Source organism: Novosphingobium umbonatum, assembly GCF_004005905.1.
GTDB classification, from domain to species: Bacteria; Pseudomonadota; Alphaproteobacteria; order Sphingomonadales; family Sphingomonadaceae; genus Novosphingobium; species Novosphingobium umbonatum.
Window position 1 is genome coordinate 421427 of record NZ_SACO01000004.1, and the last position, 11257, is coordinate 432683.

The 11257-nt window shown below is 61.4% G+C and carries 9 protein-coding genes and 1 pseudogene; 6 read left to right on the top strand and 4 right to left on the bottom strand.

The window, feature by feature from the left end; translation table 11 throughout:
* Window positions 1-9 precede the first annotated feature (9 nt).
* Window positions 10-1356 (bottom strand): spinster family MFS transporter, encoded by a 1347-nt coding sequence (locus EOE18_RS08115; protein WP_127708031.1) that lies wholly within the window; start codon window positions 1354-1356, stop codon window positions 10-12.
* A gap of 249 nt (window positions 1357-1605) precedes the next feature.
* Here EOE18_RS08115 and EOE18_RS08120 point away from each other — a divergent pair, with 249 nt between their 5' ends.
* A complete protein-coding gene (locus tag EOE18_RS08120) occupies window positions 1606-3684 on the top strand; it encodes a beta-glucosidase family protein (RefSeq protein ID WP_127708033.1) in 2079 nt (692 codons plus the stop codon).
* Here EOE18_RS08120 and EOE18_RS08125 read toward each other — a convergent pair.
* Window positions 3681-5198 carry a malonate--CoA ligase gene (locus EOE18_RS08125; RefSeq protein WP_127708035.1) on the bottom strand — a complete coding sequence of 506 codons (1518 nt, stop codon included), beginning with the start codon at window positions 5196-5198 and terminating at the stop codon, window positions 3681-3683. The genes EOE18_RS08120 and EOE18_RS08125 overlap by 4 nt on opposite strands.
* 121 nt (window positions 5199-5319) lie before the next feature.
* On the opposite strand from EOE18_RS08125, the gene EOE18_RS08130 reads away from it, so the two are divergent.
* From EOE18_RS08130 to madM, 3 genes are read left to right on the top strand one after another with little or no spacing between them, the layout of a single operon-like run.
* Entirely contained in the window at window positions 5320-6003 is a 684-nt protein-coding gene (locus EOE18_RS08130; RefSeq protein ID WP_127708037.1) for a GntR family transcriptional regulator, read from the top strand.
* A 30-nt stretch (window positions 6004-6033) separates the two neighbouring features.
* Window positions 6034-6408 carry a malonate transporter subunit MadL gene (gene madL / locus EOE18_RS08135; protein WP_127708039.1) on the top strand — a complete coding sequence of 125 codons (375 nt, stop codon included), beginning with the start codon at window positions 6034-6036 and terminating at the stop codon, window positions 6406-6408.
* A complete protein-coding gene (gene madM / locus EOE18_RS08140) occupies window positions 6401-7171 on the top strand; it encodes a malonate transporter subunit MadM (protein ID WP_127708041.1) in 771 nt (256 codons plus the stop codon). Before madL ends, madM begins: the two co-directional genes overlap by 8 nt.
* Here madM and EOE18_RS08145 read toward each other — a convergent pair whose 3' ends face one another.
* Window positions 7172-8083, bottom strand: coding sequence for a helix-turn-helix domain-containing protein (locus tag EOE18_RS08145; protein ID WP_164852706.1), 912 nt, complete (start codon window positions 8081-8083; stop codon window positions 7172-7174).
* A 109-nt stretch (window positions 8084-8192) separates the two neighbouring features.
* Here EOE18_RS08145 and EOE18_RS08150 point away from each other — a divergent pair, with 109 nt between their 5' ends.
* Both EOE18_RS08150 and EOE18_RS08155 read left to right on the top strand, forming a co-directional pair.
* A complete protein-coding gene (locus EOE18_RS08150) occupies window positions 8193-9386 on the top strand; it encodes a cytochrome P450 (RefSeq protein WP_127708045.1) in 1194 nt (397 codons plus the stop codon).
* Between the two features lie 184 nt (window positions 9387-9570).
* Entirely contained in the window at window positions 9571-10602 is a 1032-nt protein-coding gene (locus EOE18_RS08155; protein ID WP_127708046.1) for an IS110 family RNA-guided transposase, read from the top strand.
* Window positions 10603-10800: 198 nt separating this feature from the next.
* Here the strand turns inward: EOE18_RS08155 and EOE18_RS18775 are convergent.
* Window positions 10801-11130, bottom strand: a pseudogene (locus tag EOE18_RS18775) (integrase core domain-containing protein); the annotation flags it as partial.
* Window positions 11131-11257 lie beyond the last annotated feature (127 nt).

Sequence of the window (11257 nt, forward strand, 5' to 3'; positions counted from 1 at the left end):
CCGGTTGCATCATCCCGTCGCCAGAATGCGCCGATAGTCCCGCATCCCCATCCACAGCAAGGCCACCGCCAGCGGCGAAGCCACCGCACAGACCATGGAAATCGCCAGATTAAGCGATTTGGGATCGTGGAACCAGTAATCGGTCACCAGCGCAATCGCCGTCGGCCCCAAGGCTGCCCCGATCAGGTTGATCGACAGCATATAGGTCGCCGACATCAAGGCCCGCATCCGGTTGGGCGTCAATTCCTGCAAAGTGGCCAAGCCGCCGCCAAAATTGAAGCCGGCCAGAAAATTCATTACTCCGATCAGAGTGAGCGCCAGTTCGGCGCTGGGCATCAAGGGAAAGCCGATGGTCACCGGCACCAAAGCGATAAACCCGCCCAGCGAGGCCAGCAAATTGCCATGGGCATAGCCCCGCCGCCTCAGCCAAGCCGCCACCGTGCCGCCGCTGAGCGCGCCTGCCGTCCCGCACAGGAACACCACCGGACCATAGACCTTGCCCACCACTGCCGTGGACCAGCCAAAGCTGCGCTCAAGGAAAGCAGGGATCCACACCGCCGTGCCATTGCCCACCAGCACCATCAGTGCAAAGCCCAGCATGATGCCCAGATAGGCGCGGCGGTACTGCGCGATATGGGCAAAGAATTGCGCCAGAGGGGCGCTGGCCTCCTGAACGCCGACACCCTGCCGCGCCGGTTCGCGCAGGGTCAGCGTGACCCCCGCCAGCACAATGCCGGGCAGACCCAGCAGCAGGAACACCAATTGCCAGCCCTTCATCGCCCCAAACAAAGGCACCAAGACTTCCGCCGTGGGCTGGATATGCGTGAACACCAGCCCCCCGATCACCAAGGCCGAGGCATTGCCCAGATAGATGCCGATCTGGTAAATCGACATGGCCAGCGGCAGGCGCTCCTTGGGGAAATAGTCGGACAGCAGCGAATAGGCCGCAGGCGTCAAACCGCCCTCTCCCGCGCCCACGCCGACGCGGGCGGCAAACAGCATGGCAAAGCTACGCGCCATACCGCAAAGGCTGGTCGCCACGCTCCACACCAGAATGGCCAGAGCCACGATATTGCGCCGGTTGGAACGGTCGGCCAGTCGTGCAATCGGCAGGCCAACGGCGATATAGAACAGGGTGAAAGACAGCCCATAGAGCAGGCTGATCGCCGTATCGGAAATACCCAGATCCTGCTTGATCGGCTGCACCAGCAGGGCCAGCGCCTGACGGTCGACAAAGGCCAGCGTATTGGCCAGCATCAACACAATGGCGGCCCACCAAGCCCTGCCCGCCGATGGCCATGCGCCTGCCTTTTGTGCCGCGCCCTGACCTGAACCGTCTCCAGCCTCGCCCTGCATCTCCGCCCCTTCCCTTCCCGCGAAAACCTTGGCGGGAGGCCCCGCCGGTTTCGTTTTATCCTGCCCGTCCACCAATGTGGATTAGCGCTATACCTCATCTAGCCAAAGCGCCGCCTTGTCAAGGCAGAGGGCCGCCTTGCAAGCACATTCAGGGGGGATGATGGAGCCTCTCGACAAAGGGTTCAAGCTGGGATAGCGTCAAGTTTAGCGCTACACAAAACAACCCGCGACGCAATCGAGGATCTGCCCATGACCGGCCACACCCCGCCCCCCGCCACGACAACCGCCCTGCACGAAAAGGTTGACGCGCTGCTTGCCCAAATGAGCCTGAGCGAAAAGGTGGAGATGATGTCGGGCCATGGCTTCTTTGCCGCGATGCAGGAGGATGATCGCGTCTGGGGCGCCCGCCCCTATCGCACCGGCGGCGGGAATGAGCGGCTTGGCCTGACGCCTTTGTGGTTTACCGACGGACCGCGCGGCGTGGCGCGGGGCAGTTCCACCTGCTTCCCCTGCACCATGGCGCGTGGAGCCACTTTCGACGCCGATCTGGAATTGCGCATTGGACAGGCGATGGGCATCGAGGCGCGGGCGCAAGGCTGCAATTTCTCCGGCGCGGTTTGCATCAACCTGCTGCGCCATCCGGCATGGGGCCGCGCGCAGGAAACCTATGGCGAGGATAGCTGGCATCTGGGCGTGATGGGGGCGGCGATGGGCACCGGCATCCAGACCCATAATGTGATCGCCACGATCAAGCATTTCGCGCTGAACTCGATGGAAAATGCGCGGTTCAAGGTCAATGTAAAGGCCGATGAACGCGCGCTCCACGAGGTCTATCTACCCCATTTCAAACATTGCCTTGATGCCGGCATCGCCAGCGTGATGACCGCCTATAACAAGGTCAATGGCGAATATTGCGGGCAGGACCGCGTGTTGCTGACCGAAATCCTGCGCGATGAATGGAAGTTTGACGGCTTTGTCCATTCCGACTGGGTGCGCGGGGTCTACAAGGTCTATGGTGCCTCGGCAGGGCTGGATATTGAAAACCCCGAGCCGCTGGTCTTTGGCGACAATCTGGTCAAAGCGGTCGAGGAGGGCATGGTCGAACCCTATGTGGTAGATCGCGCCTGCCGCCGGATCCTGACCACGCAATTGCGCTTTGCCCGCCGACAGGATCCGCTGCCCACCTATGGACCGGAACTGGTGGCTTGCGAGGCGCATCGCACTCTGGCGCTGGAGGCGGCGCGCAAATGTGCGGTGCTGCTGGAAAATGACGGTACCTTGCCGCTGCGTCGCGACAAGGTGCGAAAGCTGGCGGTGCTGGGCGCCTTGGCCGCGCTGGAAAACACCGGCGACAATGGTTCAAGCCGCGTGCGCCCGCCCTATGTGGTAACGCCGTTGGCAGGTTTGCGCCGGATGCTGGGTGAGGAGGCGGTCCTTCACGCCGATGAAAGCGATCTGGACGCTGCCCGCGCAGCAGCGGCGGCGGCCGATGCAGTGCTGGTGGTCACGGGCTATACCGCCAAGGAAGAGGGCGAATATATCCTTGGCGACATCGCATTGGGTGCGGATAAAAAGCCACGCGGCCCCAGCCTGTCGCCCACGCCCATTGGTGGCGACCGCGAAAGCCTGAGCCTGCCATCTGCCCAGGTCGCGCTGATCAAGGCTGCTGCAGAAAGCGCCAAGCCGGTGGTGGTGGCCATTGTCGCGGGCTCCGCCGTCTTGGTCGAGGAATGGCGCGAGGATGCCCAAGCCATCCTGATGAGCTTTTACGCCGGTATGGAAGGCGGCACCGCGCTGTCCGAATTGCTTTTCGGGGATGTGGTGCCTTCGGGCAAGCTGCCCTTTACCATCGCGCGCGATGCGGCCCATTATCCCCATTTCGACCGCGATGCCGACGAGATCACCTATGACCTCTGGCATGGTTATACCAAGCTGGAGCGGGAGGGGATCGCCCCGCGCTACGCCTTTGGCCACGGCCTGTCCTATACCCTCTTTGCCTATTCCGCGCTGGTGGCCCGCGTGGCGGGGGACGCGGTGGAAGTATCGGTGGCCGTTCGCAACATCGGCGATGTCACCGCAGATGAGGTGGTGCAATGCTATATTGGCGCGCCTGCCGTCGAGGCCGAACGCCCCATCAAGCAATTGCGCGGATTTACCCGCCTGACGCTGGCGCCACAACAGACCGGCATCGCCCGTTTCCGTATCCCGCTGGACAGCCTGCGCTGGCGCGATCCGGCCAGCCATGGCTGGCGTCTGGAACGGGGCGCCTATCGCATCTATGCCGGTGGCTCCAGCCAGTCCTGCCTGACCACCAGCATCGAGGTTTAACCGGCCAGCAGATCCGCATAGGCCTCGCGCAGGGCTTTTTTCTGGATCTTGCCCATGGTGTTGCGCGGCAATTCTGGCAGGAAGATCACGCGGCGCGGTTGCTTGAACCGCGCCAACTGGCCCGAAAGAGCAGCCAGTACCTTGGCCTCGTCCAGTTCAGGATCGCGCGCCTGCACCACGGCGACCACGCCCTCACCCATATCCTTGTGCGGCACGCCGATCACCGCGCTTTCGGCGATACCGGGGATAGCGTCGATCAGGGCTTCCACCTCGGCGGGATAGACGTTGAAGCCGCCGCAGATGATGAGATCCTTGGCCCGCCCGACAATGGAGACATAACCGCGCGCATCCACCACGCCCATGTCGCCGGTGATGAAGAAGCCATTGGCGCGCAACTCCTCCGCCGTCTTTTCCGGCAATTGCCAATAGCCTTTGAACACATTGGGGCCGCGCACTTCGATCAGCCCCACTTCGCCCTGCGGCAATTCCTCGCCTGTTTCGGGATGGGTGATGCGCAATTCCACGCCGGGCAAGGGGAAGCCCACGCTGCCGGGCACACGCTCGCCTTCATAGGGGTTGGACGTGTTCATATTGGTTTCGGTCATACCATAGCGTTCGAGGATGGCATGGCCGGTGCGCGCGGAAAATTCCTTGTGCGTTTCGGCCGATAGCGGGGCCGAGCCGGACACGAAAAGCCGCATATGCGCCACCAGATCGCGGGTAAAATCCGCCTCGCCCAGCAGGCGGGAATAAAATGTGGGCACGCCCATCAACACGCTGGCGCGTGGCAACAGGCGGACCAGCTCGCGCACATCAAACTTGGGGCACAGGATGATCGCGCTGCCCGCGGTGATGGTGATATTGGTGGCCACAAACAGGCCGTGGGTGTGGAAAATGGGCAAGGCGTGCAGCAGCACATCCTTTTCATCAAAGCGCCAGTAATCGGCCAGCGTAGCCGAATTGGATGCCAGATTGCCGTGGGTCAGCATCGCGCCTTTCGACCTGCCAGTGGTGCCGGAGGTGTAGAGAATGGCGGCCAGTTCCTCCAACGCTGCGGGATAGACTTCCGCCTCGACAGGCTGTACGTTGGCGCCAGCAGGCAGGCTGCCCTCGCCCGCCGCGCCCAAAGTGAGGCGCGCGGCAATGTTCAAATCGCGGCACAAATCCGCCATCACGGCTTCATCCTCGGGGCGATGGATGAACAGGACGGGCGCGGCATCGCTCAGGAAAAAGCGCAGTTCGGCAGCGGTATAGGCGGTGTTGAGCGGCAGATAGACCGCCCCGATCCGCATCGCGGCCAGATAAGTGATCAGCGCGTCGGCGCTTTTTTCCACCTGCACGGCCACGCGGTCGCCCACCTGAACCCCTGAATTGCGGAACAGATTGGCCATCTGCCCGCTGCGCGCCAGAGCATCGGCATAGGTGATGATGGAAAGATCGGGCAGGATCAGGAAAGGAGCATCCGGTGCCTGCTGCGCGCGGCGCTGAAAAACGGAAAACAGACCCTGCTCCATGATCATCCCTTTGTCTTGCACGTTGTCGTGGCGGACGCCCATACAACATGGTTGAATGCGCCGCCAGTGTATGCAAGACAGCGCCTCCATTAAATTTGCGCATACAGGATTGCCTTCCGCCATGGTTCCCGAAGATGATGCCCCCGCGCTGTTGCTGTCCGAAAGGATTCGCATCGCGCTGGCCGACGACATCACGGCGGGGACCTTGCCATCGGGCCATATGCTGGACGAGCAACAGATCGCCGACCGCTATGGCGCGTCCCGCACCCCCGTGCGCGAGGCCATCCGGCAACTGGCGGCGGTGGGGCTGGTCGAGGTCCGCCCCCGTCGCGGCGCGGTGGTGGCGGGCATTTCCGCCCAGCGCATGTTCGACATGTTTGAAATGAGCGCCGAGATCGAGGCCATGTGTGTGCGTCTTGCCGCCCATCGCATGAACCCGATGGAGCGCAGCCGTCTGGCCCGCTTGCATGATCACTCCCTGGCCATGGTGGAGGCGGGGGATATGGACGCCTATGACCGGATGAACTGGGATTTCCACCAGATCATTTATGAAGGCACGCATAATGCCTTTATCGCGGAACAGGCCATGGCGTTGCGCGATCGCATGGCCGCCTTTCGCCGCACCCAATTGCGCGAGGCGGGGCGCCCGGCCCGATCGCGCACCGAACATGGCGAGGTGGTGCATGCCATCATGCGCGGCGATGGCGAGGAGGCTGCACGCTGTATGCGGGCGCATATGTTCCATGCCTCGCTGGCGCTGGAAAGATATACCGGCAAACGGGACGCGGCGGGCCACAACAGATAACAGGCCCGAACAGAGGGGAGAGGGGAAATCATGGCAATCTATGGCACGGCGCTGCTGGCGCTTTGCACCTTGCTGGGCGTGGCGCTGGGGGAAGCCTTGGGCGTGCTGCTGCATGTAAAGGCCAATGTGGGCGGAGTGGGCATCGCCATGATGCTGCTGATCGCGGCGCGCAGCTGGCTGGCCCGCAGGGGGCATTTAAGCGCGGGCATCAAGCTGGGCGTGGAATTCTGGGCCATGATGTATATTCCCATCGTGGTGGCCATGGCCGCGCAGCAAAATGTGCTGGCCGCGCTGGAAGGCGGGCCGATGGTGCTAGTGGCGGGCGTGCTGACGGTGGCGCTTTGTTTCACGCTGGTGGCGGTGCTGGGCCGTGCCATGGGCGCGAAGGGCGCAGGCCATGACTGAGGCTCTAGCCATCGCGCAGAAGATCTTTATCGATCAGGGGCTGGTGCTGGGCTTTGCCACGATTGGCGCCTTGATGTGGATATGCGCCTTTGCGTCCCGCTGCCTGACCGCAGGGCGCATTCATGCCAGCGCAATTGCCATCGTCGCCGCCTTGGCGCTGGCATGGTGGGGCGGCGAGATCACCGGAGGCAAGAAAGGTCTGGCCGATGTGCCTGCCTTTGCCGGGCTGGCGCTGCTGGGCGGGGCGATGTTGCGTGACTTTGCCATTGTCGCCACCGCGTTCGAAGTAGATGTGGTAGAGGCGCGCAAGGCGGGTCTGCTGGGTGTGATCGCCTTGGCGCTGGGCACGCTGGTGCCCTTTGTGGTCGGGGTTTGCGTGGCATGGAGCTTTGGCTATCGTGATGCTGTATCGCTGACCACATTGGGGGCGGGCGCGGTGACCTATATTGTGGGACCGGTGACCGGCGCGGCCTTGGGGGCCTCCTCGCCCGTGATCGCCCTATCCATTGCCACCGGCGTGTTGAAAGCGGTGCTGGTGATGATGGTCACGCCCTTTGTCGCCAGACTGATCGGGCTGGACAATCCGCGCAGCGCCATGGCCTTTGGCGGATTAATGGGCACGGTCAGCGGGGTGGCGGGCGGTCTGGCCGCCACGGATGAAAAGCTGGTGCCCTATGGCGCGTTGACGGCCACCTTCCACACGGGGATTGGCTGTTTGCTCTGCCCCTCGCTGTTCTTTCTGGTCTTGCGGGCGGCGCTGTAATCAAGCCAGCCACGCCCTTTGCTGGCGAAAGTCGCTGGCGGTGCTGCCGCTGCGGGCTTTGAAGAAACGGGCGAAATAGGCCGGATCGGCAAAGCCCAGACTTTGGGCGATCTGGCCCACGCTGCTGGTGGTATAGGTGAGCAGGCGCATGGCTTCGAGCAGCAGCCGATCCTGCACCACATCGCCCGGCGCCTTGCCCAGCACTTGGCGGCAGGCGCGGGTCAGCGTGGGCGGCGTGGTGGCCAAAGCGGCGGCATAGGTGGTCACGCTCCAGCCCTCGCGGAAATGCGCGTCGACCAGACGGCGGAAACGGGCGACCAGCGCGTCCCGCCCAGCGCGTGCCTTGGGCTGGTTCTCGCCCGACAGGCTTTCCCCCGCCAGCGTCAGCACCATCGCCAATTCGGCGACCATGGGTGCGGGCAAGGCGCCAGCCTCTCCCCCCGCCATCGCCTGAGCCAAATCCGCCAACAGCCAGCCCAAACGGCGCGAGGCCGCAGCCATCCCGTCCAGCCTGCACAACATGGCCCCGCCCGCAGCAGGCGCAAACAGTTCCGCTATCGTGGCAAATCCGGCCAGTCTGGCATCATGCAGCAAGGCGTCCGCCACCGACAGCACCCAGCCCTGCGCCTCCTCGGCAAAGCGGAAAGCGTGGACCGCGCCCGAAGGCACCGCGACAAGGCTGACCGGTTGCAGCAAGCGGCTGCCGCTATCATCCACCATTTCGCCATGGCCCGCCTCCAGCAGGAGCAATTGAAAAATACCGGGATGGGCATGGGGCGAGATCGTCCATTCATGCTGGCTGGAGCGCGCCGAGATGGTTTCGATATGCAGGAATTCGGGCGCAATAGGCTGGTTGCCTTCGCCATAAAGCGCATAGCGGCGGATGTCCTGTGGGCTTTTCCTCATGGGCATAGGCTGCGCGCTTTGATCGAAAAGTGCAAGAGCTTGCACGAAATGCCTCTCACGCCCGTCACCGCCCCCGCGCCATTCTGATCGCAGAGAATATAGCGAGAGGACAACCATGCCTGATCTCGAAACGACTTTGGAGCGGCCCTTCCGCTTCGATCCCTTTTCACCGCAAAATGACGCGGACCCTTACCCCGCATATAAGGTGCTACGTGACGAGCATCCCTGTTTCTGGTCGGAAGAGGCCAATATGTGGGTGCTGTCCCGCCATGAGGACGTGCTGGCCGCTTTGCAGAACTGGCGGCTCTATTCCTCGGCCAAGGGCAATCTGATCAATGAATTCCCCGGCCGCGCCGGCGCCACGCTGGGCAGCAGCGATCCGCCACGCCATGACCGCATGCGCGCCCTGATCCAGTCTGCCATGACCAAGCGGGCGCTTGACCATGTGCTGGAACCGGCCCGCGCCTCGGTGGCTGCCCATCTGGCGGCGTTGGCGGACAAGCAAGAGTTCGATTTCGTCAATGATTTCGGCGCCAAGATCACGTTGGATCTCATCTTCTATCTGTTCAACCTGCCGCCCGAAGATGCCGACAAGGTACGCGACAATGCGGTGTTGATGGTGCAGACTGACCCTGTCACCCGCCAGAAGACGGAGGAGCATCTGGCCGCCTTCCGCTGGATGGCCGACTATGCTGAGCGGATTGTGCAACAGCGCAAGGCCAATCCGGGCGATGATCTTTTGTCCAATTTCATCACCGCCGAAATCGATGGTGAAAAGCTGCTGGACAAGGAAGTGCAGCTGACGGTCACCACGCTAATCATGGCAGGGATCGAATCGCTCTCGGGCTTTATGGGCATGTTTGCGCTGAATATGGCCGATTTCCCACAGGCGCGCCGCGCGATCTGTGCCAATTTCAGCCTGCTGCCCGATGCGATCGAGGAAAGCCTGCGCTTCAACACCTCGGCCCAGCGGTTCAAGCGCTGCGCCACACAGGATATTGAATTACATGGCAAGCAAGTGAAGGCGGGCGATTTCATCATGCTTGCCTATGGCGCGGCCAATCGCGACGAACGTGTCTTTGCCGATCCGGACACTTATGACATCACCCGCAAGCCCAAACGCCATCTGGGCTTTGGCGGTGGGGTTCATGCCTGCCTCGGCTCGATGCTGGCCCGCGTTGCCTGTCAGGTGGTGTTTGAGGAGTTTCTAAAAGCCACTCCGGAATTCATCCGCATGGATGCAAAACTGGATTGGGTGCCTTCGTCCAACTTTCGCAGCCCGAAAGTCCTTCGGCTACAGAAGGGGTGACATCAAGATGAACTTATAACGGTTTTGCGCCGGTCGCCTATCTCACTATGATACCTTGTGACCTGCCCCCCATCAGTCCCTCAGTCATAACGAGAGATGGGGTGGTTGCCGCCCTCCCTGACGGCATCGTAAAATGCCAAATCCGCTGGCTGATTGAGGCCACTGAATGGAAAGGACGGCAACCGTGAACCACGATACGATCATTGGTGTGGATCTGGCAAAAAGTGTTTTCCAGCTCCATGGCGCGTCAAAGACTGGGCAACTTCTGTTTCGCGTAAAACTTTCGCGTCAGGCTTTTCCTAAATTTTGGGCAAAGCAGGCACCAGCGCTGGTTGTGATGGAGGCTTGCGGCAGCGCCCACTATTGGGCTCGCGAGATCGCCGGCTTCGGTCATGAGGTGAAGCTGATCGCGCCACATTACGTGAAGCCGTTTGTGAAGCGTCAGAAGAACGATGCTGCGGATGCCGAAGCGATTGTGATTGCGGCCCAGCGCCCAGAAATGCGATTTGTGGCACCGAAATCGGCAGAGCAGCAGGCGCAGGCAATTTTATTTCGAGCTCGGTCCCGACTGGTTCGTCAGCGGACGGAATTGGTCAATGCCCTCCGAGCCAGCTTGTATGAGTATGGTCATGTTGTCCCCAAAGGCATTCATCAAATTGCGAAGATCGAGGAAATCCTCGATGCGCCACACTGTGATCTTCCCGATTTAGTGCGCGAAGAATGCCGAGACTTGATGGCACAAATTGCCGAGCAGACGGCCCGCATTGATGCTCGAACGGGTAAGATTAAGATGTTGGCAGCTCAGACCGATACAGCCCGCCGCTTGCAGACCATGCCCGGCATTGGCTCGATGACCGCGCTGGCCGTGGAAGCCTTCGCGCCACCGATGGACGCGTTTCGGTGCGGACGCGATTTTGCCGCCTGGCTAGGCCTCGTACCTCGCCAGTTCTCTTCCGGCGGCAAAGATCGTTTGGGACGGATATCCAAGGCAGGGCAGGCTGACATCCGAAGGCTTCTGATTATCGGAGCTATGTCTCGCCTCAATTGGCTTGGACGGCAAGCGATCCGAGAAGGTTCCTGGCTCGCACGCCTGGCGATGCGTAAGCCCAGAATGCTGGTGGCAGTTGCATTGGCAAACAAGATGGCACGGGCAATTTGGGCCATGCTGACGAAGAGTGAAGATTTTCGAGATCCGATGTTGACGGCGATGGCCTGATAAGAAGGCTATATCCGGCATTCGGATGAAGGGAGTGTGAGAAGGCAGCGACTCGAATGGGCAAAATGATCGAAAAGATCTGGATCAGGAAAACCAGCGCTAGACACTGAGTGAAAGAGCTCGCACGAGAGTTTTGGCCCCGATCCGCAGATCACCATACCGGCCAGCGGCTTCTAATATCGCCGCAAACAATAGGCCTTACAGAAGACCGCACTCGACCATTTGCATCTTCGGGACAAAAACTTCTTGCACAACGGGCGGCAACCACAGAAGTCTTGCGGTTAAATACGATGCCCCCTGCGCCTGCACAAGCGCGTCGGGCGTGATGGTTTCGTCCTGCTCGAACGCTCGACGCGCTTGTGCAGGCGTCCGGTTTCCCAAAGATGAGTGTGGGCGAACTTGGTTGTAATCGTAGCGCCAGATGGCCAGTTTCCGGCGGGCATCGGCCAGGCTGTCGAACAGTTCCTCGTTGAGCAGTTCATCGCGCAGCGAGCCATTGAAGCTCTCGATGAACCCATTTTTCTGGGGTGGACTTGTAACGGATTTGTGCCGGTCACCTGAGCGTTTTATGCTCGCAACAGGAGACCGACGAGATGATGAAGCATAGTGAAGATTTTAAGCGAGAGGCGGTTCGGATCGCGCTGACCAGCGGGCT